At 43.9% G+C, this 26,958-nt stretch carries 27 protein-coding genes; 24 read left to right on the top strand and 3 right to left on the bottom strand.

Going from position 1 to position 26,958, the window contains the following annotated elements:
* Positions 1-93 precede the first annotated feature (93 nt).
* On the top strand, positions 94-561 hold the full coding sequence (locus AC3WJJ_RS24115) for a DinB family protein (protein WP_492544543.1): 468 nt from the start codon (positions 94-96) through the stop codon (positions 559-561).
* 116 nt (positions 562-677) lie between these two features.
* On the opposite strand, the gene AC3WJJ_RS24110 is transcribed toward AC3WJJ_RS24115, so the two are convergent.
* A complete protein-coding gene (locus AC3WJJ_RS24110; RefSeq protein WP_492544541.1) occupies positions 678-2,207 on the bottom strand; it encodes a DHA2 family efflux MFS transporter permease subunit in 1,530 nt (509 codons plus the stop codon).
* Positions 2,208-2,496: 289 nt separating this feature from the next.
* On the opposite strand from AC3WJJ_RS24110, the gene AC3WJJ_RS24105 reads away from it, so the two are divergent.
* The 5 genes from AC3WJJ_RS24105 to AC3WJJ_RS24085 all read left to right on the top strand — a co-directional run bounded on the left by AC3WJJ_RS24105 (position 2,497) and on the right by AC3WJJ_RS24085 (position 5,358).
* On the top strand, positions 2,497-3,141 hold the full coding sequence (locus AC3WJJ_RS24105; protein WP_492544539.1) for a TetR/AcrR family transcriptional regulator: 645 nt from the start codon (positions 2,497-2,499) through the stop codon (positions 3,139-3,141).
* A gap of 231 nt (positions 3,142-3,372) precedes the next feature.
* The gene (locus AC3WJJ_RS24100) at positions 3,373-3,909 is read left to right on the top strand and encodes a DUF2179 domain-containing protein (RefSeq protein ID WP_422658398.1); all 537 of its coding nucleotides are present in this window, start codon (positions 3,373-3,375) and stop codon (positions 3,907-3,909) included.
* A gap of 141 nt (positions 3,910-4,050) precedes the next feature.
* A complete protein-coding gene (brfA, locus tag AC3WJJ_RS24095) occupies positions 4,051-4,419 on the top strand; it encodes a ribosome rescue factor BrfA (protein ID WP_492544536.1) in 369 nt (122 codons plus the stop codon).
* Positions 4,325-4,981, top strand: a complete 657-nt coding sequence (gene rnhA, locus AC3WJJ_RS24090) for a ribonuclease H (protein WP_492544534.1) — start codon at positions 4,325-4,327, stop codon at positions 4,979-4,981. Before brfA ends, rnhA begins: the two co-directional genes overlap by 95 nt.
* Before the next feature lie 194 nt (positions 4,982-5,175).
* Positions 5,176-5,358, top strand: a complete 183-nt coding sequence (locus tag AC3WJJ_RS24085) for a hypothetical protein (RefSeq protein WP_492544532.1) — start codon at positions 5,176-5,178, stop codon at positions 5,356-5,358.
* Between the two features lie 416 nt (positions 5,359-5,774).
* Here the strand turns inward: AC3WJJ_RS24085 and AC3WJJ_RS24080 are convergent, their stop codons facing one another.
* The gene (locus tag AC3WJJ_RS24080) at positions 5,775-6,335 is read right to left on the bottom strand and encodes a maltose acetyltransferase domain-containing protein (protein ID WP_492544530.1); all 561 of its coding nucleotides are present in this window, start codon (positions 6,333-6,335) and stop codon (positions 5,775-5,777) included.
* A 160-nt stretch (positions 6,336-6,495) separates the two neighbouring features.
* Between AC3WJJ_RS24080 and deoR the strand changes: the two genes are divergently transcribed.
* The 9 genes from deoR to AC3WJJ_RS24035 all read left to right on the top strand — a co-directional run bounded on the left by deoR (position 6,496) and on the right by AC3WJJ_RS24035 (position 15,974).
* Complete coding sequence (gene deoR / locus AC3WJJ_RS24075; protein WP_492544528.1) at positions 6,496-7,431, top strand: DNA-binding transcriptional repressor DeoR; 936 nt, start codon at positions 6,496-6,498, stop codon at positions 7,429-7,431.
* Between the two features lie 407 nt (positions 7,432-7,838).
* A complete protein-coding gene (gene deoC / locus AC3WJJ_RS24070; protein ID WP_492544526.1) occupies positions 7,839-8,504 on the top strand; it encodes a deoxyribose-phosphate aldolase in 666 nt (221 codons plus the stop codon).
* A gap of 31 nt (positions 8,505-8,535) precedes the next feature.
* The gene (locus AC3WJJ_RS24065) at positions 8,536-8,943 is read left to right on the top strand and encodes a cytidine deaminase (RefSeq protein WP_492544524.1); all 408 of its coding nucleotides are present in this window, start codon (positions 8,536-8,538) and stop codon (positions 8,941-8,943) included.
* 97 nt (positions 8,944-9,040) lie between these two features.
* Positions 9,041-10,219, top strand: coding sequence for a NupC/NupG family nucleoside CNT transporter (locus AC3WJJ_RS24060; protein ID WP_492544522.1), 1,179 nt, complete (start codon positions 9,041-9,043; stop codon positions 10,217-10,219).
* Positions 10,220-10,264: 45 nt separating this feature from the next.
* A complete protein-coding gene (gene deoB / locus AC3WJJ_RS24055; protein WP_492544520.1) occupies positions 10,265-11,443 on the top strand; it encodes a phosphopentomutase in 1,179 nt (392 codons plus the stop codon).
* Between the two features lie 25 nt (positions 11,444-11,468).
* Complete coding sequence (gene deoD, locus AC3WJJ_RS24050) at positions 11,469-12,176, top strand: purine-nucleoside phosphorylase (protein WP_422658388.1); 708 nt, start codon at positions 11,469-11,471, stop codon at positions 12,174-12,176.
* Positions 12,177-12,250: 74 nt separating this feature from the next.
* Positions 12,251-13,552: a pyrimidine-nucleoside phosphorylase gene (locus AC3WJJ_RS24045; protein ID WP_492544518.1), complete on the top strand. Its 1,302-nt coding sequence runs from the start codon at positions 12,251-12,253 to the stop codon at positions 13,550-13,552.
* Between the two features lie 438 nt (positions 13,553-13,990).
* Complete coding sequence (locus AC3WJJ_RS24040; protein ID WP_492544516.1) at positions 13,991-14,956, top strand: MraY family glycosyltransferase; 966 nt, start codon at positions 13,991-13,993, stop codon at positions 14,954-14,956.
* Positions 14,957-15,134: 178 nt separating this feature from the next.
* Complete coding sequence (locus AC3WJJ_RS24035) at positions 15,135-15,974, top strand: SDR family oxidoreductase (protein ID WP_492544617.1); 840 nt, start codon at positions 15,135-15,137, stop codon at positions 15,972-15,974.
* Between the two features lie 105 nt (positions 15,975-16,079).
* On the opposite strand, the gene AC3WJJ_RS24030 is transcribed toward AC3WJJ_RS24035, so the two are convergent.
* The gene (locus tag AC3WJJ_RS24030; RefSeq protein ID WP_492544514.1) at positions 16,080-17,081 is read right to left on the bottom strand and encodes a BadF/BadG/BcrA/BcrD ATPase family protein; all 1,002 of its coding nucleotides are present in this window, start codon (positions 17,079-17,081) and stop codon (positions 16,080-16,082) included.
* Positions 17,082-17,201: 120 nt separating this feature from the next.
* Here AC3WJJ_RS24030 and AC3WJJ_RS24025 point away from each other — a divergent pair, with 120 nt between their 5' ends.
* The 9 genes from AC3WJJ_RS24025 (at position 17,202) to pdxK (ending at position 26,737) form a co-directional block, all read left to right on the top strand.
* The gene (locus AC3WJJ_RS24025) at positions 17,202-18,392 is read left to right on the top strand and encodes an anhydro-N-acetylmuramic acid kinase (protein ID WP_492544512.1); all 1,191 of its coding nucleotides are present in this window, start codon (positions 17,202-17,204) and stop codon (positions 18,390-18,392) included.
* A 47-nt stretch (positions 18,393-18,439) separates the two neighbouring features.
* Complete coding sequence (locus AC3WJJ_RS24020) at positions 18,440-19,858, top strand: FAD-binding oxidoreductase (RefSeq protein WP_492544615.1); 1,419 nt, start codon at positions 18,440-18,442, stop codon at positions 19,856-19,858.
* Positions 19,859-19,883: 25 nt separating this feature from the next.
* The gene (locus AC3WJJ_RS24015) at positions 19,884-21,278 is read left to right on the top strand and encodes a (Fe-S)-binding protein (protein ID WP_492544510.1); all 1,395 of its coding nucleotides are present in this window, start codon (positions 19,884-19,886) and stop codon (positions 21,276-21,278) included.
* 160 nt (positions 21,279-21,438) lie between these two features.
* A complete protein-coding gene (locus AC3WJJ_RS24010; protein ID WP_492544508.1) occupies positions 21,439-22,737 on the top strand; it encodes an alpha-glucosidase/alpha-galactosidase in 1,299 nt (432 codons plus the stop codon).
* Positions 22,738-22,937: 200 nt separating this feature from the next.
* Positions 22,938-23,546: a hypothetical protein gene (locus AC3WJJ_RS24005; protein WP_492544506.1), complete on the top strand. Its 609-nt coding sequence runs from the start codon at positions 22,938-22,940 to the stop codon at positions 23,544-23,546.
* Positions 23,547-23,581: 35 nt separating this feature from the next.
* Positions 23,582-23,803: a helix-turn-helix domain-containing protein gene (locus tag AC3WJJ_RS24000; protein ID WP_492544504.1), complete on the top strand. Its 222-nt coding sequence runs from the start codon at positions 23,582-23,584 to the stop codon at positions 23,801-23,803.
* A 287-nt stretch (positions 23,804-24,090) separates the two neighbouring features.
* Entirely contained in the window at positions 24,091-24,876 is a 786-nt protein-coding gene (locus AC3WJJ_RS23995; RefSeq protein ID WP_492544613.1) for a TerC family protein, read from the top strand.
* A gap of 221 nt (positions 24,877-25,097) precedes the next feature.
* Positions 25,098-25,850, top strand: a complete 753-nt coding sequence (gene map, locus AC3WJJ_RS23990) for a type I methionyl aminopeptidase (RefSeq protein WP_492544502.1) — start codon at positions 25,098-25,100, stop codon at positions 25,848-25,850.
* 83 nt (positions 25,851-25,933) lie between these two features.
* On the top strand, positions 25,934-26,737 hold the full coding sequence (gene pdxK, locus AC3WJJ_RS23985) for a pyridoxine/pyridoxal/pyridoxamine kinase (protein WP_422658379.1): 804 nt from the start codon (positions 25,934-25,936) through the stop codon (positions 26,735-26,737).
* The last annotated feature ends 221 nt before the right edge of the window (positions 26,738-26,958 follow it).

The raw sequence follows: 26,958 nt of genomic DNA, 5'->3' as shown, positions 1-26,958 counted from the left end.
GTTTATTTATCTGATTTGTTCTTTCCGAATGAACAGGTTAAACTATTATAAGTATAGTACCTATACATACTACAATAAATGGAGGGATAATTTATGTCTCAAAGTATCGTACACACAGCAAAAATAGTCCATTCAATGGCCATCCAAAAAATTCAGCCTATTCCGGAGGAACTATTCGATATTCAACCAGCTCAGTTTAACAATACGATTCGCTGGCATGTCGGTCACATCATCGTGAGCTTGAATCATTTCCTCTCGATTTCTGTTCCGTATTCTTATGAACTTCCAGAATCATATGCAGGCTTGTTTATGACGGGAACGAAACCATCTGACTGGAGCGTAGAACCTCCTACTAAAGATGAGCTTATGCAGCATCTGTCAGGTCAGCTCGAGCGTTTGGCAGACGTATCCCCAAGTGCGCTTGAGGAAAAACTGAAATCGCCAGTTAATCTTGGCCCTATGCATTTTGAAACTGCGGGAGAGATGGTTAACTTCGCATTGATCCATGAAGCGATGCACCTTGGAAATATTTCAAGTATGCTCAAAGTAGTTAAAGCTTAAAGATTAAACTATAGAAATTGGCGGTCTCAGCCGGTATATATACCGGACTGAGGCCGCTTTTATTATGGCTAATAGAAAAAGACCCCTAAAGATTAGGGGTCTTAGAAGTATTGATATTATGCGCTTTGAGCAGCTGGAGCCTTATCAGCGTCTTTATCCACAGCTGGCTTTGAACGTTTGATGAATAGTGCAAGTACTAACGCAATAAGAATGATACCTGCTGAAACTAAGAAGGAATCATTAATCCCTTCTATAGTACCTTGAGTCATCACTTGCTGCTTAAGTGCAGCTAGCTCATCAGCAGAAGGTTTGCTTGTCAGTTTAGCCATCGCTGATTCCATCATATTTTCAATATGTGTCTGCGTACGGGTGGACATAACTGTAACAAGAAGTGCTGTACCAATGGCACCGGAAACTTGGTTCAAGGTACTATTCATGGCTGTACCATGAGGTGTGTAACGCATTGGAAGCTGGTTCAGTCCGTTCGTCATGATCGGCATCATAACCATGGACATCCCGAACATCCGGAAAGTGTACATAAGGATCAGTGTGTTGTAAGACGTTTCAAGTGAAAGCTGACTAAAGAAGTAAGTCGTTACAATGGTAATCGTTAGACCGATTAAACCGAGCGCTTTTGCGCCAAACTTATCGAATAGCTTACCAGTAATTGGGGACATGATCCCCATCACGATCGCACCAGGAAGCATAAGCAATCCGGAATCCATTGGCGAGATACCACGAATGGATTGCAGGAATATCGGCATAAGCAGCATCGCAGAGAACATCGCCATGTTGACGCAAACCGAAATGAGTGATGATAATGCGAACATCGGATATTTATAAACACGGAAATCTAGCATAGGTTGTTTTAATTTAAACTGACGAAGAATAAAGAAGACGAGAGCGATAAGGCCGATAATCAGTGTTACATATACCTCAGGGTTACTCCAGCCGCCTTTGTCTGTGTTGCCTGCCGCACTGAAGCCATATAGAATACCACCAAAACCTACACTAGACAGGACGATGGAGAGGGCATCTAGATGGATTGCAATCTTCTCCTTCTTATCTTTAAGCTTGAAGAAAGCAATTAACAGAACAAGGATTGCGATAGGCCAGATAATGTGGAACAGCATGTTCCATTGGTAGTGCTCAATAATCCAGCCAGAGAGAGTAGGACCGATTGCTGGAGCGAAGATCATGACCAGACCGAACATCCCCATCGCTCCACCACGTTTTTCAACAGGGAAGCTTGTAAGCATCACATTCATCAAGAGCGGCATCATGATGGCAGAGCCAGAAGCTTGAATCATACGTCCAGTTAACAAAATAGGGAAGCTTGGTGCAAATCCACCTAGGATCGTACCGATTGCAAATAAACTAATAGCTGTTAAGAATAGATGTCTTACCGAGAAACGCTGAATCAGGAATGCAGTGGATGGAATCATCACACCGTTCACAAGCATGTATCCCGTTGTAAGCCATTGTACGGTTGATGGGCTTTGAATGTTGAACTCCTTCATAATAGAAGGTAATGCAATATTTAGTAGGGTGTTACTTAGTAGAGCTACAAATGCTCCCGTTAACAAAATGGCTATAATTCCAAAAGGCGAGGTCGAGGTTTTAGATCGACCGTTAATATTCTCCATAGTTTCTCCTCCAATAGTTCTCGATTGAAAAAATGCACACCATTGGGAAGGCGTTATTCACCCCTCCTTTAATTAAGACGCCTTCAAGTTAGTTGCACCATGAATCGAAAGATGTATCTAATTCACTTATGTTAATAAACAACTTGTTTATTAAAAGTCATGAAGTCTATTATAATACACATAATCCTCATTGCAATAAACAATATAAGATGAACTGTTATATTCTGAACAAGAAAACGCTAAGATGTCTAATATTTAAATTTTTACATATGATGTTGGAGGGCTATTAATGAAGGAAAATACGATAGATCGACGAATTGTACGAACGAAGAAAGCTTTACGTGATGCGTTGACAGAATTAATGAAAGAAAAGATTTTTGATGAGATTACAGTGAGTGATCTCACAACTAGAGCGGATATTAATCGCGGCACCTTTTATTTGCATTATCGGGATAAGTACGATCTGCTCGAACAAAGTGAGGAAGAAATCATTGAAGGAATTAAAAATATCAAAAGCAAAAAAAAGCTGCTAAAAAAAGAAGACATACCCACTTTTGACTATATGAATGAGCCGATCCCTTTCGTTACGGAATTGTTCGAGTACCTTAAGGAGAATGCAGAATTTATGACTGTTATTCTTGGGGCTAAGGGAAATCCAGCTTTTCATATCAAGTTAAAAAGTGTGATGCGCGACATTATGGCTGAGGGGATTTTGATGCATCTGAAAGAGGATGAATTATTTGTTCCACTTGGTTACATTTCGGCTTATGCCATATCAGCACAGCTGGGAGTTATTCAGCACTGGTTAGATACAGGAATGGAGGAGTCGCCTGAAAAAGTTTCGTTAATCATATCAAGACTCGTTTTTGGGGACCCCTCAACTATGTATAAAGAACCTAAAAAGAGTTTGTTTCTAGGAGGAAGTAAAGAATGAATAGTGTAGCCACAGCATGGTATATGTTGCACAGAAAAAGTAGAGAGTGAGTGCAACTTTTAAATTTTTTGCTGAAAATGTTGTTTCTTTGACCAATAATTTGGGTTATATATGAGGATAAACGAGCATCTTAGTGAATACGTAAGGAGATGATCATATGAATCGGTACCATTCAGAGATCTTATCTAAGGAAATACTACATACAAAATTTCAGGCGGAAATTAGAATAAGATGATCTCAATTACACTTATTGCATCCATCATCGGTATTAATGTCGTTTATGTTTCGATTTTTACGCTTCGCTTAATTTTAATGATTAAGGGCAGAAGAGCACTTGCTTCTGTTCTGTCTATGGTTGAAGTGTTTGTTTATTTGGTTGGTCTCAATTTGGTTTTGCAAAATGTGGACAATCCTGTAAATATGGCTGCATATTGCTTGGGGTTTGGTCTGGGCGTCTATCTAGGAAGCCGCATCGAAGAATATCTGGCCCTTGGGTATTTGGTCGTTCAGGTTATTGTAGATTCACTAGAGATGGAACTGCCAGCTAAACTGCGCGAGAAGGGATACGGCGTTACCTCTTGGACAGCAGACGGTAAGGACGGTAAACGTCTTGTCCTGCAAGTACTTGTGAAACGAAGTAACGAGAAACGATTGATGGAGACGCTGAAGAAATTTTCTCCAAGTGCCTTTATTATCTCTCACGAACCTAAGAGCTTTAAAGGTGGGTTCTGGGTAAGGCTTACAGAAGGACGCAGGTCCTCTTTATAAAGAGAAAGACTTGTGCAGGGGTGGGCTTAGTCATGTTGCTGTGCTCTCCTCGCACAGGTTTTTTGTTTATCTTCTCCGTTCCATTTCGTAAGCGTATAACGTAGAATAAAGAGCGTAAACTCATAAAGGAGTGTGGGAGTTATGGCTCGAACGAAAACCCAAAAGGCTATTCGCAAAGCGGAGCGCGCCGGCAGTTGGTGTACTGCAAATATGAGAAAGACCAATGAAGATTATGGAGCAATATCTCAGCATGTGAGAGTAAAGCCTACCAAACAGGAACAATTGCATAAGCTTAAACATAAGAAGCGGATCGGAGACGATGGCGCTTTTTTTATTTATATACCGTACTTTGCACTTCTTAATAAGTACTGCTATAGTACGCTAGAGAGATCTAGTCTTGAGATGGAGGGGCTTTATGGCGAAGCAAAAATATTATGTGGTCTGGGTAGGGAATCAACCCGGGATTTATACGAACTGGGGCGATTGTCAGCTTCAGGTGAATCAATATAATGGAGCAAAATTTAAAGCATTTGAATCGAAGGCCGAGGCCGAAAAAGCATACGCTCAAGGGTGGAAAAGCTATTGGGGTCAGCAGTCGCAGAATAAAGCAGGAACAGCATCAAAAACGAAACGAAGCAGTTCGGCAGCATTAGAAGATCCGGGCGAAATCGATTATGACAGTATTTCCGTGGATGTGGGGACTCGGGGGAATCCAGGTCCTGTGGAATATAAAGGGGTAGACACACAGACCGGAGACATTATCTTTTCTTGTGGCCCAATTCAGAAGGGAACAAACAACTTAGGGGAGTTTCTTGCAATCGTTCATGCGCTGGCGTATCTGAAGCAGATCGGGAGTACGAAGACTGTATATAGTGACTCCGTTAACGCAATGAAGTGGGTGAACCAGAAGAAGGTTGTCTCAACGCTTGTGCGCGATGCATCCACTAAAGAAATATGGGATTTAGTCGATCGAGCAGAGCACTGGCTTCGTACGAATACGTATGAGAATAAAGTGATGAAGTGGCAAACGAAGATTTGGGGAGAGATTAAAGCGGATTACGGAAGAAAGTAGTAATCATATTCATACACAGTTTATCCCCTGCTTGTGTGTAATTTGAGGGATATTCATCCCACAGCGCTCCGGAAAATACTCCGGGGCTTTTTTTTATTCACATGTGGATAATGGGAGTCCATACATTTTAAGAAACTTAAGCATTAGCCGTTCATAATATAATATAGAGCCCTGCTTGGAAGGAGGATGATCGTTTGAAAAAAGTAAGAGTAAAGGGATTGAACAATGACAAAAGGCAATCCACATCTACGACGTCAAATTTGAAGGTAATTTCCTTTTATGCAGCACTTCTCGTTGTCGTAACAGCACTACTGGGCTTATATATTGCATGGGTGGAATTAATATCTCCAGGGAATAGTGCAGAGGTAGTTCTGTAGACAAAGCGAATCGAAAGATGATCCATAATTCAGTCTAATGTCAGGAATCAATCATCTGGTTCCTGGCATTAGGCTGTGTACATAATTGAAAAAAGCAAAGTGGATATGTGAATAACTCTTGACGAGTTAAGTTACCTAGAAAGTTATGAACAAAAGAAATCAAACGAAAGTGAGATTGGTGGTTGATTTTTATAAAGTTATACAGAGATTGTGAACAGATTTGGGATAACTCCTGTTGAAACAGCAAATAAACCTTCAATTAGGAACATTCTAAGAAGTTTGAAGGAGGATTAAAGCTGAAATTGTGGATAAGCTGTAGCTTAGCAGTTATGTATACACATAGTTATAAACATATTCTAAATATTATAAGAAAGATTATTAGAATAACACGGCTTTATAAAATGTGCAATGGAAATTTACATATCTATTGTTTTTATTATTGTCGCAGGATTTCCTCCCACAACTACGTTATCAGGTACATCTTTTGTTACAACAGCACCAGAAGCAATGACGACATTGTTGCCAATGGTGACGCCAGGGTTGATCACAGCCCTTCCACCAATCCAGACATTGTGTCCAATTCGAACAGGCTTTCCGTACTCTACTCCTGATGCACGTTCAACGGGGTGTAGCGGGTGGGTTGCTGTATAGATATGAACACCTGGTGCTATGAAGCAGTTATCTCCGATATGAATTTCACACACATCTAAGAATACAGAGTCGAAATTAGCATAGAAATTCTCACCAACATGAATGTTATAGCCATAATCGCAACGAAATGTGGGTTCAATGTAGAACTGTTGCCCCGTGGATCCGAACAGTTTCTTTATTAACTCCGTACGAAGGCTTTCTTCTGTCTCAACCGTTTGATTGTAAAGTCTAGTTAATCTTCGGGCATTTAATCGATCCTGTACTAACTCGGCATCAGCAGCGTTATATAGCTCACCGGCTATCATCTTGTCTTTTTCCGTTTTCATGAGATGCTCCTTCGTATTAGGTCTTGTTGATTTATGTATATTATTATTGTAACTATGTTGTACGGACTTATCCACTGTGGATAAGTATGTTATGTTAGAGATATCGGAATTTTTACGGGAAGACATAGATCAATGATTAGACGATAAAGTAGGTTGAATAATGGATAAAGAAAAACAACGATTATGTATTGAAGCATCAAGACTATACTATATGTTGGATTACAGTCAGCAAGATATCGCAACAAAGCTTGGAGTATCCCGTCCAACTGTATCGAGGTTGTTACAGTATGCTAAGGAGCAGGGGTATGTTCAGATTAGTATAGTTGATCCGCTGGAGGACCTGGGGGCGCTTGGTGAACAGATTAAGCAGCGTTACAGACTAGATCAAGTGCTCGTGTGTTATAGTCCCTTGAATGAATACCGCGAAATACAGAAGCATATCACGCAAAGGGCTGCGGAATATTTAAATGAAACGGTACAGGATGGAGATATCATAGGTGTCACATGGGGCACAACGATGCATGCCGTAGCACAGCAACTTCAGCACAAGCCGGTTAAAGGCGTTGAGGTTGTTCAGCTAAAAGGTGGTGTAAGTCATTCGCATGTGAACACATACGCGGCTGAGATCGTAAATTTATTCGCGGATGCGTATCATACAACAGCAAGACATTTACCACTGCCCGTTATTTTTGACAATGTAGAAGTGAAAAGAATGGTGGAGAAAGACCGCCACATACAGCGGATTATTCAGCTTGGCAAGCAAGCCAATATCGCAGTTTTTACAGTGGGAACGGTGAAAGAGGATGCACTTTTATTCCGCCTTGGTTATCTAAGTGATGAGGAACAGAAGTTACTGCAGCACTCGGGTGCAGGTGACATATGTTCGAGATTTTTTGATGCACAGGGAAATGTCTGCAGTGAGGTGATTAATAATCGCACGATAGGCATTGAGCTTGAAGATCTCAGACAGAAGGATAAATCGATTCTGGTGGCAGGTGGAGAGCGAAAGATTGAAGCGATAAAGGCAGCTTTGATTGGAAAATTTGCTAACGTACTCGTAACGGATCAATATACAGCTCAAGCCTTATTAGATTAAGTATGTTGAATATTCATTCGCTTAATGATGTGACGATGTATTTCATATAGAAGAAAAGATGTGAAGGCATCTTCTCAGCAGTCTATCTGAGGATTAATAATCTTCAGATGTGATTACATGGGAAGGAGCCTTTTTGTTCTGTGCGAAGAAGTATGTATGTAAGTGCTGCTTGTTTACGGTCTGTTAAATAGGGTATAGAGCTTATGAATAGGGTAGGTATTGTCGTACCAAAATTATTCATGAATGATAAAGACTCCTAAAGCAAAGAATGATGAATGTTATTGCCGCAAAACACCTTGAACAAAATTTCAACAATGGTTTTACATATGTTCAAGGCTATGATATGATGGCTGTACAATGAATGATAGCGCTTTTAATTTCAGATAAAACAAGGAGTGTTTAACGAAATGAGTATAGCAGGAATGATAGACCACACAATTTTGAAGGCAGACGCACGTAAGAGTGAAGTTACGAAGTTGATTGAGGAAGCTAAGAAATATGAGTTCGCTTCCGTATGTATCAATCCAACATGGGTAGCTTATGCAGCAGAGCAGCTTTCAGGCACAAAAGTTAAGGTATGTACAGTGATCGGCTTCCCGTTAGGAGCAACTACTTCAACCGTTAAAGCTTTCGAAACAAAGGATGCTATTGCTAATGGAGCTACAGAAGTAGATATGGTTATCAATATTGGAGCTTTGAAAGACAATGATAATGACTTAGTGCTAAATGATATCAAGGCGGTTGTTGATGCAGCAGCAGGTAAGGCCATTGTCAAAGTTATTATTGAGACAAGCTTGCTGAGCGATGAAGAGAAGGTTCGTGCTTGTGAACTTTCTGTTAAAGCAGGTGCTGATTTTGTGAAGACCTCTACAGGTTTCTCTACAGGCGGAGCAACAGCGGCTGATGTGGCACTTATGCGCAAAACAGTCGGTGAGAAGACTGGTGTGAAAGCTTCTGGTGGTGTACGGAGCTTGGAAGATATGAACAGTATGATTGAAGCAGGAGCTACTCGAATTGGTGCAAGCTCTGGTGTGAAGATCATGGAAGGCGGACAATCTACTTCATCTTATTAAATCCAATCCAAATCAAGGAGGATGAATTGAAGTGAAAGATAAGCTGATTCAAGAAGCGATTGAGGCACGAAAGACAGCATACGTACCTTATTCTAAGTTTCAAGTCGGAGCAGCTTTACTAACGGATGGTCAAGTATACCGGGGATGTAATGTTGAGAATGCATCCTATGGTCTAACTAACTGTGCAGAACGTACAGCCATATTTAAAGCAGTATCCGAAGGACACCGAAAGATTGAGGCCATTGCTGTTGTTGCAGACACGGAGGGGCCAGTTTCTCCTTGCGGGGCTTGCCGCCAAGTCATGGCAGAGTTCTGTGATAGTGACACTAAGATTTATCTTACCAATCTACACGGTAACACCGAAGAGTGGACAATGGCACAATTATTGCCAGGAGCTTTCCAAGCGGGAGATATGGACAAACCAACAACTGTTGAATAGTAACGGCCGTTTCTGACAAGCGTTTTGTGAAAATACTGGAGATTAGGATTAAGCAGCATGTGAATTTCAAAAATGCTCATCGATGGGGGACCATTACATGAAATATTTAATCGCGATCGTGGGTGTGCTCGTTGTATTCGGGTTAGCATTCATTATTAGTAATGACAAGCGTAATATCCGTTACCGTCCGCTTGCCACTATGATTGTACTTCAGTTGATTCTCGGTTTTCTGCTTCTAAATACGAGTATCGGTGAATATCTGGTTAAAGCGATAGCAAATGTATTTGAATCTTTACTTGAATACGCAGCAGAGGGTATAGATTTCGTATTCGGCGGGATTGCCAATGAAGGAGCGGGTCCTTTCTTCCTGGGCGTGCTGCTTCCCATTGTATTCATCTCAGCTTTGATCGGTATTTTGCAGTACATTAAAGTGCTGCCGATCATCGTAAGGTATATCGGTATCGTTCTGAGTAAGGTAAATGGGATGGGTAAGCTCGAGTCATATAACGCTGTGGCATCAGCGATCTTGGGACAATCGGAAGTATTCATATCTGTGAAGAAGCAGATCGCACTGATTCCGAAGCATCGGATGTACACTTTATGTGCGTCTGCGATGTCTACAGTCTCCATGTCTATTGTCGGTGCATATATGACGATGATCGAACCAAGATACGTTGTAACTGCGCTTGTTCTTAACCTGTTTGGTGGATTTATCATTGCATCCATCGTGAACCCGTACCGAGTTTCGAAGGAAGAAGACATCCTTGAAGTACAGGAAGAGGAGAAACAGTCTTTCTTCGAAATGCTCGGAGAGTACATTATGGACGGGTTCAAAGTAGCCATTACGGTTGCTGCGATGCTGATTGGATTCGTAGCCCTGATCGCTATGATCAACGGGATTTTTGATGCGATATTCGGAATATCCTTCCAACAATTACTCGGATATATCTTTGCACCGTTTGCGTTCGTCATGGGGGTTCCTTGGAAAGAAGCGGTGGATGCTGGTAGTATTATGGCTACTAAGCTCGTATCCAACGAGTTTGTGGCTATGCTGGATCTGGCTAACTTCAAAGATATGTCTGAACGTACAATTGGTATCGTGTCGGTATTCCTCGTATCCTTCGCCAACTTCTCCTCGATCGGTATCATTTCGGGTGCCGTGAAGGGCTTGAACGAGAAGCAAGGAAACGTGGTTGCGCGTTTTGGACTTAAACTGCTCTACGGTGCAACTTTGGTAAGTGTTCTGTCTGCTACAATTGCAGGACTATTCTTGTAATCAGAAGTAGGCACCTGAGAAAAAGCTGAAATGGGGGACTTGGAGATGGAACAATTTAAACGGATTCACCTGATCGTACTGGACTCTGTAGGGATTGGCGAAGCACCGGATGCGGCTGCTTTTGATGATGTAGGTTCCGATACGCTCGGTCATATCGCTCGCGAATGCGGCGGTTTGAGCATGCCACATATGTCTTCGCTTGGATTGTCAAATATCCGTGAAATTCAGGGTGTACCTGTGGCTGAGAAACCGCGTGCCTATTTTACCAAAATGCAGGAAGCGTCTAATGGTAAAGACACCATGACCGGGCACTGGGAGATCATGGGTCTTTACATCGACACGCCGTTTCGTGTGTTTCCAGAAGGCTTCCCTGACGAGCTTATTACTCGCATTGAAGAAAAGACAGGACGGAAAGTGATTGGTAACAAGCCGGCCAGTGGAACAGAAATCATTGAAGAGCTTGGAGAAGAGCATGTGAAGACCGGAGCACTTATTGTATACACTTCCGCGGACTCCGTTCTTCAGATTGCAGCGCATGAAGATGTTGTTCCTTTGAAGGAATTGTATGAGATTTGTGAATTTTGCCGTAAAATCACTCTTGAGGATCCTTACATGCTTGGGCGTATAATCGCCCGTCCATTCGTAGGAGAAGTAGGACAGTTTAAGCGTACAGCCAATCGTCATGACTATGCTCTGAAGCCGTTTGGGCGTACAACGATGAATGAGCTGAAAGACGCTGGATTTGACGTCATCGCTCTCGGTAAAATATCGGATATATATGATGGTGAAGGGATTACCGAAGGAATTCGAACGGTGTCTAACATGGACGGTATGGACAAATTGGTGGAAACGATGGATAAGCCGTTTAAAGGTCTTAGCTTCTTAAACCTTGTCGATTTCGATGCTGTCTACGGACATCGTCGTGATCCGAAGGGATACGGTCAAGCTCTAGAAGATTATGACGCACGACTCCCTGAGGTATTTACCAAAATGACCGAGGATGATCTACTCATCATCACTGCCGATCATGGTAACGATCCTACTTATAAAGGGACAGACCATACTCGTGAGTATGTGCCACTACTTGTATATTCACCGCGTTTTGCTGAAGGTAAGGAATTGCCTCTTCGGAAGACGTTTGCGGATATTGGCGCTACCGTAGCCGAGAACTTTGGTGTGACGAAACCTGAGCATGGTACGAGCTTTTTAAGTGATCTGAAATAATATCATAATGTGGAGGAGTTAAATCATGAGCACACATATTGGAGCGAAACCAGGGGACATTGCGGAGTCGATACTATTACCGGGAGACCCACTTCGGGCAAAATTTATCGCAGATACTTACCTTGAAGATGTGATCTGTTATAACGAAGTCCGAGGCATGTACGGTTATACGGGAACGTATAAAGGAAAACGTGTATCCGTTCAAGGTAGTGGTATGGGGGTTCCTTCGATCGGTATTTATGTGAATGAGTTGATCTCCGAGTATGGTGTCAAAAACCTGTTCCGTGTAGGGACATGTGGCGCCATGCAGGAACATGTGCACGTGCGTGATGTAATCTTGGCACAAGCTGCTTGTACAGACTCAGGAATGAACCGTCACCATTTCCAAGGGTATGATTTCTCTCCAATTGCAAGCTTTCCATTGCTTAAAGAGGCATATGATCGAGGCGTGGAGAAAGGCTTAAATCTGCATGTAGGGAATGTATTTACTTCGGACGTATTCTATCGTGAAGACAAGTCAGCAGTTCAGAAGCTGATGGATCATGGTGTTCTAGGTGTCGAGATGGAAACAACGGCCCTATATACCATCGCAGCTAGAAAAGGTGTAAGAGCATTGACGATTTTGACGGTAAGTGACCATCTATTGACTGGGGAAGAAACGACATCTGAAGAACGTCAGACGACTTTTAATGACATGATGGAAGTCGCTTTAGAGACTGCGATCTCAATATAAGGCAGTATTAAAGTTAGGAACTAGGAATTTTTATACGTAATAAAACAATCAACAAACAGTGAGGAGCATGTGCGATGAGAATGGTTGATTTGATTGCGAAGAAGCGTGACGGGAAGGAACTGACCACAGAAGAAATTAATTTCTTTATTGAAGGATACACCAAAGGTGACATTCCCGATTATCAAGTCAGCGCAATGAATATGGCGATCTTTTTCAAAGACATGACAGACCGCGAACGGGCAGATTTAACCATGGCCATGGTAAACTCCGGGGAAACGATAGACTTGTCTGCGATTGAAGGGGTTAAGGTGGATAAGCACTCCACAGGCGGTGTGGGTGATACAACGACACTTGTTCTCGCCCCACTTGTAGCAGCGCTGGATATTCCGGTAGCGAAAATGTCTGGGCGTGGTTTGGGACACACTGGTGGAACGATTGATAAGCTGGAGTCCATTGAAGGATTCCATGTGGAGATAAGCAAAGATGAATTTGTGAATCTTGTTAATAAACATAAAATTGCGGTGATTGGACAGACCGGCAATCTGACGCCTGCTGATAAGAAGCTATATGCTCTGCGCGACGTAACAGCTACCGTAGATTCAATCCCACTGATTGCCAGCTCTATCATGAGTAAGAAGATTGCTGCGGGCTCGGATGCGATTGTTCTTGATGTGAAAACAGGTGCAGGCGCTTTTATGAAAACCGTGGAAGATGCGAAGGAACTTGCTCATGCCATGGTTAGTATCGGGAATAATGTGGGTCGTAAGACCATGGCTGTTATTTCTGATATGAGCCAGCCCCTTGGAGAAGCGATTGGTAATTCCCTTGAGGTCAAGGAAGCCATTGATACACTTCGTGGTGAAGGACCGAAGGATCTAGAAGAGCTTTGTCTTGCACTCGGCAGACAGATGGTGTTCCTTGCTAATCAAGCACAATCACTGGAAGAAGCGGAAGAGAAGCTTAGAGAAGTGATGCGAAATGGTAAGGCACTTGAGAAGTTCAAAGAGTTTATCGCGAACCAAGGCGGCGACGCTTCCGTTGTAGATCATCCTGAGAAGTTACCTCAGGCTAAGTACAAGATCGAACTGCCAGCTCTTGAAGACGGTATGGTGGCAGAGCTTGTTGCCGATGAAATCGGAACCGCTGCGATGCTGCTTGGTGCAGGACGGGCTACAAAGGAGTCTGAAATTGATCTAGCTGTTGGCCTGATGCTGAATAAGAAGATCGGTGACAAGGTGAAGAAGGGTGAGTCCCTTGTAACGATCCATGCTAATCGTGAGAACGTGGATGATGTAAAAGAAAAATTGTATGCAAGTATTCGTATTTCAGATCATGCGGAAGCGCCTGTACTGGTACATGATATTGTAACTGAATAGTCAGTTCGAATTTAGACGGTCCTCCAGAGTCATTGTGGAGGGCCGTTTTTTTTATCTTTTTGAACTGTGATGTTGCAGTTTTTGATCATACCGTTCCCGTCATACTCATATATTGATCATGGGGAAACGTAAGCAAGGCATGAATACAGCATGGGGAGAGAAGGAGTCGCGAAAGAGCCATCCTTGATTAAGGGAGGCGGCGGCTATGACAATCGATCAGCTGATTGCTTTGCTGGGACTTATTGTTATGATCATTGGACTTGCGGTGAATAAAAGTAAATCATAGCGCAGGTTCGAGAGGGCGAAAGATGCCCTCTTTTTTTGTCTATTTATATATAATCTAGGATTGTATACCTTGATAGATTGCTAGATTTCATAGAAAGACATATACTGTGATTGCAATGTTCTCCATATTTCATCAATTATTGGGAGGAAATCATGTTATATGTATCCGCATTTGTCGTTTCGGTCGTACTTGTGCTCCTACTGATTCCGCCATTTCGAAAGCTTGCAATCAAGATCGAATTCGTAGATAAACCAAGACCTGACAGTGAAAGGAAAATTCACCGCGAACCGATTCCTCTTACCGCAGGCATAGCGATTTTTCTCGGGTTTTTTATCACGTATTTCCTGTTCGTCGGAAACATAACGAAAGAGTCGGTGGGGATATTCCTAGGAAGCCTTCTTATATTAGGGATTGGGCTTATCGATGATTGGTACAAGACCCATGGTAAAGAGCTGGCTTCGTTACCTAAGCTAATCGTCCAAGTGTGTGCTGCTATCATCGTCTACAGTTCCGGGATTGCATTTGAAGGTTTTAACAATCCATTTAACGGTCAGTACATTAACTTGCCAGAATGGATGCAGCTGGTGTTAACGATTCTTTGGATCTTTGGTGTTACAACAGTCATAAATTTCTCAGACGGTATCGACGGTCTGGCTGGTGGTCTTTCAGCCATTTCAGGTGGAACTCTGTTCGTGGTTGCTTTGACGCTCGGAAGAGGGGATTCTGCATTCCTAGCAGTCATTCTGGTAGGGGCCGCTCTAGCGTATTTACGTTATAATAAACCGCCAGCTCGTGTGTTTATGGGCGATGCAGGAGCAACATTTCTCGGGTTCATCCTTGGGATCATCGCTTTGGATGGAGCATTTAAAGGTGCTACCATTGCATCACTTGTTGTTCCAATCTTTGCACTGGGTGTGCCGATATTCGATAATATTATTGTCGTTATCCGCAGACTTCGTGAATCGAAGCCGATCTATCAGGCTGACGCATCACAGGCGCATTACCGACTGCTTGCGACAGGGCTTAATCAGAAGCAGACACTTATTTTTCTATGCTTGCTTAATCTATGCTTTGGTCTGACGGCTATTATTCTTGCATTGAATGAAGCTGGGGTTTAGATGACTTTATAGTTAATTCGATTGTATGAAGACGAATAGGGTGCTCTACAAGGTCGATTCGGCCGTAGGGTACCTTTTTTTATTATTTTTCCACCTCATATTCTAAAGTGATTAAACTTTTATTCTTACCCGCGGTTATATAACATATAGGATAAAGGAGGCTTGCAAGATGAACGACATGTCAGGCAAGAACGTCATTGTAACCGGTGCAAATGCTGGAATGGGGCTCGCTTCTGCAACAGAGCTGGCTCGCCTTGGTGCACATGTCATTATGGTGTGTCGTAACCAGGCAAGGGGAGAAGCGGCTCTGAAGCAAGCAAGAAAAGATAGCGGAAGCACAAGTGTAGACTTAATGACCTGTGATCTCGGATCCCTGGCCAGCATAAGAAGTTTTAGCGCAGCCTTCAAGGAGAAGTATGATCGGCTGGACGTGCTACTTAACAATGCAGGTGTGGTTACTGTCAAAAGAGAGACGACTGCCGATGGATTTGAAGCGATGCTGGGCGTGAATCATCTCGGACATTTCTTGCTGACTCATGAATTGCTAGAGCTTCTGCTTCGCTCTGATCAAGGTCGGATTGTAAATTTATCATCCGGAGCACATAAAGTAGGGCGTATTCATTTTGACGATCCAGGACTGACAAAAGGCTTCAATGTGGTGAAAGGATATGCACAATCCAAACTCGCTAATATTTTGTTCACGAAGGAACTTGCGCGGCGACTTAATAACAGTACGGTTACTGTAAATTCGGTTCATCCGGGAGCGGTAAGTACAAGCCTTGGTGTAGACCGGAAGAGTGGTTTCGGTAAGTCCGTTCATAAGCTGTTAAGCCCATTCTTCCAGACACCGCTGGAAGGGGCTCAGACAGCCATCTATTTGGCTACAAGTAAAGAGGTTGAGATGGTAACAGGAGAATACTTCATCAAGTGTAAGTCAGCGAAGGTATCGAAGCGGGCAGCTGATCCTCAGCTCGCAGAACGATTATGGACGTGGAGTGAAGAACAGGTCGGTTTATGAAAGATCTGTATCTGATTAATATAAAACCGCAGTGATAGGTTATCACTGCGGTATTTTTGATTTCCATATGCGCGGTCCTATCTGGTCATCATAGACTAAAATTCTTTATGCTCTTGTTGCATACAGCTTCCTAGCTAACCGAGCACCACCATCTGCGGGAGAGTGATTATGTCTTCCCTGTACGAACGACAATTTCGGATATCGATTCAACAGGATATCACGGAAGCAGTTGCGGAACACCGGTGAATGCCTGAATATAGATCCGGTACAGACGACATCGGTCTGTTCAAGCTCTTTATGTCTCCCAATTAAGGTTGTTGTCGTCTCCGCGAGTTCCCTCGCCTGATCCTGTAGTATGCCTTGGGCCAATAAATCGCCCCCCTCTGCAGCTTCCACACAGTAACGTGCAAATGCAGCAATATCATTTCGTCCAATAGAGGACTTGTAGACATACCCCTTGAGTTCTGAGATATGACTGAAATCATAAGCATCTGTAATGGCCTTTGTCATCGAGGTTGGCGGGAGCATTCCCTCAAGGCTCTTAATCACTGTCTTTAGACTCAGGAGACCGATCTGGTAACCACTGCCTTCATCCCCCAGAATATGCCCCCAGCCACCTACACGATAAATTTCACCATTACTCGTGATGCCATAGGTGTTGGATCCGGTTCCTGAAATAACAAGAATGCCGTATTCGCACTCCAAGGAAGCCATCAAAGATATTTCGGCCTCTGTTCGGATGGATATGGGGAAAGATAGGCCTCGCTCTTCTTGATAATCACGTATGGAAGAGATGACGTTCTCCTTCTCTTGGATCGTGCTGATCCCGGACATGCCGAGACAAATGCCTTGAATGGCATATGTAGATATAGATGAGGATAGTGGTGCTAAAAGTTGGTCTAATACGTTCATGAGTTCTTGCATTGCACCTTCAAAAGTGACGACATACGGATTGGTTGAGCTTCCTGTATAGCGGGAGATTACCTTTCCTTGGTTGTCTATGGCGGCAGCCTCTGTTTTTGTACCGCCTCCGTCAACGCCTATATAAATTCTCACTTGAACATCACTTCGCTTTCCATTTTTAGTATAGGAGATAAATATAATCATGTAAAATAAAATTTTAATAACATAATAATCAATTGAAATATTATTTCATACATTCTATAATGAACACAATCCATTTCTTTGAAAGCGATATCATAAGTAAGGGGAGAGGGATCGCCAGCCATGATAAATTTCAACCATGTCAAGAATGAGCCACGCATCATTATAGGTCTGATGTCTGGAACATCACTGGATGGCATTGATGCAGCAATCGTTCGGATTACCGGGAGTGGATTGCGATCACAGGTGGAACTTCTCCATTACTACAATACACCTTATGATGCCTCCATTAGAGAACAATTGAAAGCTTTATGTAGTATTGAGCATTCCAGTAGTGCCAGTGTATGCAGTATGAATGCTTACTTAGGCAGGAAGTTCGCAGATGCAGCAATAAGGGCGGCTCAAGAGGCCAGGTTTTCAATGGATGAGGTTCATTTTATTAGTTCGCATGGACAGACCCTCTGGCACATCCCAGAAGGTGAGGCTGGTGATCCATTCTCAGTTCCTTCCACACTTCAGATTGGTGATTTGTCGGTCATTGCGAAGCATACAGGCAAAATGGTCGTGGGAGATTTCAGACCTGCAGATATGGCTGTTGGTGGGCAGGGGGCACCTCTTGTTCCTTATGGTGACTTTATATTATTTCGGCACGAAACCAAAGGCAGGATTCTTCAAAATATCGGGGGAATCGGCAATTGCTCGGCGATACCAAGCGGAGCTACTCCTTCTGAAGTATTCGCATTTGATACAGGTCCAGGCAATATGATCATGGATGAAGTGGTACATGTCTTATCCGAAGGCAAATTAACCTATGATCATGGGGGACGATGGGCAGCACAGGGAACGGTAGATGAAGAATTGATTACAGAACTGATGTCACACCTCTACTTTCAGACTGCCCCTCCAAAATCCACAGGAAGAGAACTATTTGGTAAGGATTACGCAGCCTCTTTCTTGGAGATGGCGAGAAATAAAGGGCTTGAAGATACAGATATCGTCGCTACGGCAACCGGGTTTACCGCTCGTTCAATTGCAGATAGCTACAGGAGATATGTATTCCCAGTCAGCGACATTCAGGAAGTCATAGTTTCGGGTGGAGGGGCTCATAATGCAGAGCTGCTTCGCATGCTTGCAGATATGTTGCCGCAGAAGCAAGTCATGACCTCGGCGCAGCTTGGATTTCATGATGATGCGAAGGAAGCCGTGATTTTTGCCCTACTTGGTAACGACTTTATGAATGGTATTCCGAATAATTTACCGGCAGCAACCGGTGCAAGCCGTCCGACAGTGATGGGCAAGCTGGCTTTGCCGTAAAGGGATAAATGAGCGCGGAAGAATCATCTAAGAGAGGATGAAGAGTGTTGCTTAAACAGGCTATACGAGAACAGCTGACTGCGGTGGTGGGAGAGAAATGGTTTAAGGATGACAAGGAAAGTCTTGTCGCATACAGCTATGATGCTACGCCGTTATATCAATCTATGCCGGATGGGATTGTCTTTCCAGCGAGTACGCTCGAAGTATCCGATATTGTGAAAATCTGTGCGGAGAACCGTATTCCGATAATAGGAAGAGGAGCAGGCAGCAATCTGTGTGGAGGAACGGTACCGCTTCAAGGCGGGCTTATCATCGTAATGACCCGAATGAATAAGCTGATTGAGATCGATACGGACAATCTTACAGCGACCTTCCAGACCGGACTAAATACGAAGCAATTCCACCAGATGGTGGAGCGCAGCGGACTGTTCTATCCACCAGATCCAAGCAGCATGATTATCTGTACGATGGGTGGAAATATTGCCCTTGGAGCAGGTGGTTTACGAGGGCTCAAATATGGGACCACCAAGGACTATGTGTTAGGACTTGAAGCGGTTCTGCCGGATGGAAGTATTATGCGCACGGGAGGCAAGCTTGTTAAAGATGCCGCAGGCTATGACTTAACCCGCTTGCTAGTAGGTTCCGGGGGAACGCTGGCCATCCTGACAGAAGCCACGGTCAAGCTTATTCCGAGACCTACTTATCGGCGGGCCATGGTTGCAATGTACGATGATATCTATGCAGCTGCACGCACCGTTTCCAACATAATCGCGAATCATATCTTTCCATGTACTTTGGAATTTATGGATCAACCGACACTTCAAGTCGTGGAGGACTTTGCGAAGATTGGTCTTCCGGTGCATGCCAAGGCCATGCTTGCGATCGAGCAGGATGGCAATGAAGAGGACGTAGAGCGTGATCTGAAGCGGATGGAAGAGATATGTCTAGAATCAGGGGCTACACAGATGAAGATCGCGGCTTCACAGGAAGAAGGAGCGAAGGTAATGGAGGCTCGCCGTAGTGCACTTGCTGCATTATCTCGTCTCCGTCCGACAACGATTCTTGAAGATGCGACGGTTCCTCGGTCTATGATTGCGGATATGGTACTTGAAGTTCAGCGTATAGCTAAGAAATACAATGTACAGATATGCACATTTGGTCATGCAGGGGATGGAAATCTTCACCCTACAGCAATGACAGATGCTAGAGATGCCGAGGAAATTCATCGGGTGGAACAAGCCTTTGCTGAAATATTTGAAGCGGCTATTGCGTTAGGCGGTACGATCACGGGAGAACACGGCGTAGGGATTGTCAAAGCCCCTTACTTGGAATGGAAGGTGGGCGCTGCCGGCCTTAACATGATGAAACAGATTAAGGATGCTATTGACCCACAAGGTATTATGAATCCCGGTAAAATGTTTGCTGAGACACGGAAACGGATTGTGATGCATGAGCGGCTAGATTAACTGAAGTATGAAAGGATTGACGGGAATGGAGAAATCACGCGGAGCGCTTGCGCAGCGTATGAAGCTGACGCTCGATGAAGAGCAGCTAACCAACTGCATGCGCTGTGGCTTTTGTCAGATGGCTTGTCCTACCTTTCTGGAGACAGGACTTGAAGCGGCATCCCCAAGGGGGCGAATTGCGCTGATGAAAGCGGTCGTGGACGGCGTTATGGAACCTGACGAGGCTTTCCAGAGCCAGATGGATCTGTGTCTAGGCTGCCGAGCCTGTGAGCCTGCATGTCCATCTGATGTGAAATATGGGCAGCTTATCGAACAGACAAGGGAAGCGATTGCGAAAGAGAAGGAATTTTCCCTACCCGTGAAGCTTGTCCGAAAGACATTCCTTCGAGGGATTTTTCCGCATAAGGGTCGCCTTCGTTTTATGGGAAAGACGCTCAAATTGTATCAGACTTCAGGCTTACAGAGATTTGCTCGTTCATCCGGTGCGATGAATATATTCCCGAAGCATCTTCAGCAGCTGGAGAGCGTGCTTCCTACGGTAACGGGGGATGGGCTTGTGGATCTGTGGAAAAAGGCGGGCTTCCCTGTGCATACGGAGAAAACCACATCCGGAACCGACATGCTGATCATTCCGGCGGTAGGCGAAAAAGTATCGAGGATAGGCATGTTCCGGGGCTGCATTATGGATGTAATGTTTGCGAAGACGAATGTGAATACAGTTCGCCTGCTGCGCCAGGCTGGCTTCGAAGTGGTAATTCCTGACGCTCAGGTATGCTGTGGAGCGCTGCATGCTCATGCCGGTGAGATGGATGATGCGCGAAATTTAGCCAGTCAGAATCTAGCAGCCTTTCAAGAAGCGGATGTGGACTATATCGCCAGCAATGCCGGAGGTTGTGGAGCACTTCTCAAAGAGTACGATCACCTAATGAAGGACGATGAAGACTCTCAGATTCGCACACAGGCAAATATGTTTGCTGGTCAGGTGAAAGATATTTCCGAGCTGCTAAGAGATATCGGTCGTCCACTTGTACCGCTTGAAGATTATGCGCATCAGAAGACATCAGTGAGGGTGACCTATCAAGATTCCTGCCACCTTCGGAATGTGATGCATGTCCAGGGACAGCCTCGGGATTTAATTCATCAGTTAGATGGCGTAAGTCTATGCGAGCTTCAGGGAGCAGAGGTCTGCTGCGGCTCGGCAGGGATTTACAATATGACGCAGCCTGAGATGTCGATGGATTTACTGGACCATAAGATGGAGCATGTGAAAGACACCAAGGCCGAAGTGGTAATCACCTCGAATCCAGGGTGCTTGCTGCAGATGAAGTGGGGGATTGAGCGTGCTGGTGCTCAGGATCGTGTTGAAGCTGTTCATTTAGCAGACTTTCTATCAGAGCGAGTTCTCCTTTACGATGCTTGAATACTAATATTATTCTATGTAAAACGACCTGAAATAAGTGAAAAAGAGATACGGAAATGGGATTATGACATGTATTGATGGGGTTTCTCCATGTTTTTTAGGCTGGAGTACAGGTATAGTTAGATCAAGTTGAAGCCCAGAATTCTAGGAGGAATCATTCATGTCTAAAATAACGTTTATTGGTGCAGGCAGTACTGTATTTGTCAAAAATGTGCTTGGAGATGTCATGTCAACACCTGCGTTGCAAGGATTCGAACTTGCTTTATTCGATATTGATCCTGAGCGGCTGCAAGATTCCGAGCGGTTGCTTAACAGCATTAAGAGTACGCTTGGCAGCACTTGTGTCATCAAAGCGTATTCAGACCGGAAGGAAGCTTTACGTGGCGCTAAATATGTTATTAATGCCATTCAGGTTGGCGGATACGATCCATGTACGATTACAGATTTTGAAATTCCTAAAAAATACGGCTTGCGTCAGACGATTGCGGATACGGTTGGGATTGGCGGCATTTTCCGTAACCTTCGTACGATTCCAGTGATGCTCGATTTTGCCCGGGATATGCAGGAAGTGTGCCCAGATGCTTGGTTCCTGAACTATACGAATCCGATGGCGGTTCTAACGAATGTTATGAATACAGCGGGTGGTGTGAAGACGGTTGGTCTGTGTCACAGTGTTCAGCACTGCGTATCAGAACTGTTCAGAGCGCTAGATATGGATCAGCGTGGTGTAGAGTCCAAAATCGCGGGTATTAACCATATGGCGTGGCTTCTGGAAGTGAAAAAAGACGGAATCGATCTTTATCCAGAAATCAAACGCCGTGCTATCGAGAAGCAGAAGGAGAAGCATCATGATATGGTTCGCTTCGAGCTCATGCTTCGCTTCGGTTATTATGTGACAGAATCATCTGAGCACAATGCGGAGTACCATCCTTACTTTATTAAGCGTAACTATCCAGAATTGATCGAGCAGCTTAATATTCCTCTTGATGAATATCCACGTCGGTGTGTGAATCAGATTAACGGCTGGAAGGAAATGCGTGGGAAACTGTTCGAAAGTCAGAGTATCGAGCACACCCGTTCCCACGAGTACGCTTCCTACATCATGGAAGCTATGGAGACGAATATTCCTTTCAAAATCGGCGGTAATGTCATGAACACAGGCCTAATTACGAATCTGCCGAAGGAAGCCTGCGTTGAAGTACCATGTTTAGTTGATTCATCAGGCATTACACCAACGTATGTAGGTGATCTGCCACCGCAGTTGGCAGCATTAAACCGTACGAATATCAATACTCAGCTGCTCACAATTGAAGCGGCCCTTACCGGCAAAAAAGAGCATATCTATCATGCTGCGATGTTAGATCCGCATACAGCAGCCGAACTATCGCTAGACGATATTACAGCTCTGTGTGATGACCTCATTGAAGCGCATGGAAACTGGCTACCTAAGTTTAAGTAATGTCCTTATTGTGCTGAATCCACAAGTAGAGACGGCTCTCCCTACCGCTTTATGCAGTTACAGGGAGGGCCTTTTTGTGGTTAATACACGTAAGAAACATACCCTATCAAAAAATTATTATGTTCGATGTAAGAGCATCTGAGATGAAGGTGCTGCAACTAATAACATCAATTAACGTCAGAAATAATGAGGTGATTATGATGAGGAAGCGTTCATTATTTCTGTTCATATGCTGCGTGTTTCTATTCGTGAGTGCATATGTTATCAAACCTTCAGAGGCACTTGCTTGTTCATGTGCTGAACCGCCAAGTGTCGAGGAAAATTTGCAGCGTAAAACAGCTGTGTTCACAGGGAAAGTGATAAGGATTGAACAGCCTAAACCAGAAGAAAACGGAAGCATATCTTCGGCTGCACCTGTCAAAATCACCTTAGAGGTAGCTAAAGTGTGGAAAGGTGAGCTTGGAAAGGAAACGGATGTATATACGGCAATGGATGGGGCTAGTTGTGGTTATGGAGGTTTTGCGCTGGATCAGGAGTTCATTGTATTTGCCTACGGAAAGCCTGATCGGCTTGAGACGGGGGTGTGCGAGGGCAATAAACCTGTATCCAAGGCCGAGAAGGAGATTACAGCACTTGGAGAAGGATACGCGCCTTCCAGTCATATCAAGCCTACGAGTCATTCTGATACTGGAAGCACAAATGATAGCCTGCCAATCCGTTTTATTGTGACCGCACTGATCATTACAGTTGTGATGTGTATTACTGTACTCTTGTATGTTCGGATTAAGAGAAGGGGCAAGCGTCTATAATGTGTTTATAGACTCGGAGGAAGTGAGGGATAGAAATGAAGGTTGATCTTGGCCGCTGTCTGTTGAATGAGATGCTGATGAAGGCGGGGATGTCCACGACAGATCTCTCCCGAACATTACAGTATAAACCCGAACGGTTATCTGATTATTCTGACAATAAGAGAATGATGCCTTTAAAGGTTGCTATATCTATTGCGAACACAATCGGCTGCCGGGTCGAAGACCTATATGAATTGATCCCTGCGGAAGAAGTGTAAAATTTTAATTGTTACTATTGGCAGAACACAAGGAAGAATGCTATAATGCTCTTAATTAGTGAAGGGGAGTAGCTCTACAATAAAGTCGTCATTACGTGACATTCGTGTCTCCGGCTTTGTTGGCAACGAAAGTTGTTTGCGAGACCTTTGCCGTTAAACGGTAAAGGTACCTATTCCTGCTTTGCGCCTACGGATAATACCTTTACCACCGACTTTGGGGTAAGGGTATTTTTTTTGTTCCCTTGAACCGAAGTGTTCGGATCATATCATAGAAGGGAAGAATGCTATTGGATACGGGATTGTTGCTAGAGTACTTGTGGGTTCTATTGGTGTTAATCGGTTTGGAGGGAATCCTCGCTGCGGATAATGCACTTGTCATGTCGATCATGGTCAAGCATCTTCCGGAGAAAAAGAGAAAGAAGGCATTGTTTTATGGCTTGGCTGGGGCATTTGTATTTCGTTTTGCCTCGCTTTTCATTATTTCGTATTTGGCCGATGTTTGGTACGTTCAGGCTTTAGGAGCCGTATACTTGTTGTACATTAGTATCAATCACATCATAAAACAATTGTTTGTGAAGAAGCAGGCCCATATGAAAGAAGCCGTGAAAAAAGACGAGAAATTCTGGGTCACTGTACTTAAAGTAGAGCTTGCAGATATCGCTTTTGCAGTGGATGCGATCTTGGCAGCCGTTGCGCTTGCATTAACATTGCCAGCAACAAGTTTACCGCAAATTGGTGGAATGGATGGAGGACAGTTCCTCGTTATTTTTGCCGGAGGTATTATTGGTCTCATTATTATGCGTTTCGCGGCAACGTATTTTGTCAAATTGCTGGAACGGAAGCCAGGTCTTGAAACAGCAGCATTCCTGATTGTTGGATGGGTTGGTGTTAAGCTTGCTATATACACACTCGCTCACCCTGAGATCGGTGTTCTTGAGAAGACTTTTCCGAAAAGCACAGGGTGGAAACTTACCTTCTGGGGTGTACTAATATTGATTGCGGTTCTTGGCTTTTTCCTCTCGAAGGATAAGAGTGACATGACGAAATCTGAACAGAAGCAGCTAGAGTCCTGATTAGACATGAGGATGCAAGGTAATATTTTTTATAAGTGCATGCATGTTGTGGATACTCCCATACAGGAGTAGAATGTTAATGTCAGGCAATACCTTGTTATTAATGAATCAGCCTTATTGGCCGATTGTTTCGGGATAGGCAAGTGCCTGTACTCGAGATAACTGGCCTGTAAGGCTTTTTTGAACTTTTGTGCGAGAATAAAGAGAATAGGGGTGCAGAAATGATTATCATCAAGACGAAAGAACAGATTGCCGCAATGAATGAGGCAGGGAAGTTACTTGCAGAATGTCACCGGCGTATTGCTGGGATGATTAAGCCCGGCGTGACCACGATGGAGATCGATCAGTTTGTCGAGAAATTTCTTGCAGAGCATGGAGCTCATCCGGAACAAAAGGGTTATAATGGATATCCTTATGCGACTTGCGCATCGGTAAATGATGTGATCTGTCACGGATTCCCTAGCGATGTACCACTAAAGGATGGGGACATTGTAACGATTGATATGGTTGTGAAATTAAATGGATGGCTAGCGGATTCCGCATGGTCTTATGCCGTTGGCAATATATCTGAAGAAGCACAGCATCTGTTAGACGTAACGAAAAAAGCACTGTATCTTGGTATTGAGCAAGCGGTGATCGGGAATCGTATCGGGGATATTTCGAATGCCATACAGACCTTTGCTGAATCGGAGAACTTGTCTGTCGTACGTGATTTTATTGGCCATGGTATTGGAGAGGATATGCACGAAGAGCCGCAAGTTCCTCATTATGGACCTCCGCATCGTGGGACCCGCTTGAAAGAGGGCATGGTTATTACGATTGAGCCGATGCTGAATCTCGGTTCATATGGCACGAAGATCGATGCAGATGGTTGGACTGCAAGGACGATTGATGGTAAATTGTCGGCACAATATGAGCACACGCTTGCGATTACGAAGGATGGCCCACTCGTTCTGACAGAGCAGAACGTGTAAATACTTTTCTGGTTTTTAGTATAGTACTTGTAGTTTCCAGACGTTATAATAGAATCAATTTTACGTATGAAGGGATAATGGACATGACGATAAAAAAAGCATTGACGATAGCTGGTTCGGATACGAGTGGTGGTGCTGGTATTCAAGCGGACCTGAAAACTTTTCAGGAGTTTGATGTATATGGTATGACAGCACTCACGACCATTGTGTGCATGGAGCCGAAGACATGGAACCACCAGGTATTCCCGGTAGCACTTGATGTTGTGGAAACGCAGCTTAAGACCGTAATTGAAGGAATCGGTATAGATGCCATGAAGACCGGTATGCTTGGTTCCGTTGATATTATAGAGCTTGTGTCACAGTATATGGATCGCTTTAACCTGAAGCGGGTTGTTATTGATCCTGTTATGGTATGTAAAGGAACCGATGAAGTACTTCAGCCTGAGAATACGGAAGCGATGATTGAATTCCTTCTTCCACGGGCAGACTTGGTGACACCGAATTTATTCGAAGCCTCCCAGCTTGCGAAATCCGGTCCAATCAAGAGCCTGGAGCAGATGCAAGAAGCTGCTGCTGTAATTCACAGCTTGGGAGCGAAGAACGTTCTGATTAAGGACAGAGGTAAAATCAAAGAAGGCAAGGCGATGGATCTGCTGTATGATGGTACTAACTTCGAGTGGTTTGAAGCGGATGCCGTGGTTACTCAGTATACGCACGGTGCAGGTTGTACTTCATCTGCAGCAGTGACAGCTGGTCTCGCAAAAGGACTTACGGTACGTGAATCCGTACAGCAAGCGAAATCCTTCATTACCCAAGCGATTGCTAATGGATTCAAATTAAACGAGTTTGTTGGACCGACACGTCACTCAGCTCACCGCAGTAAGTAATGAATTTAAGCGAAGTAGCCTATGGCAGAATGATGTCTACATGAACAATAGACAGAGCTTTCTCGTAAGTGGATTTTCTACTACGGGAAAGCTTTTTTTGTATTTACCATGGATGTACAAGCCTTTATTCATGCGTGATTGAGATGTTAGGCGCCTTGATTCATCATAATGTGATATAATTCAAAAAAAGGGTCTTCTGGGGACTTGAGAAAATGTTTAGG

The sequence above is a fragment of the Paenibacillus sp. FW507-14B1B genome, from assembly GCF_058781425.1.
This window is presented reverse-complemented; position numbering and strand designations above follow the sequence as displayed.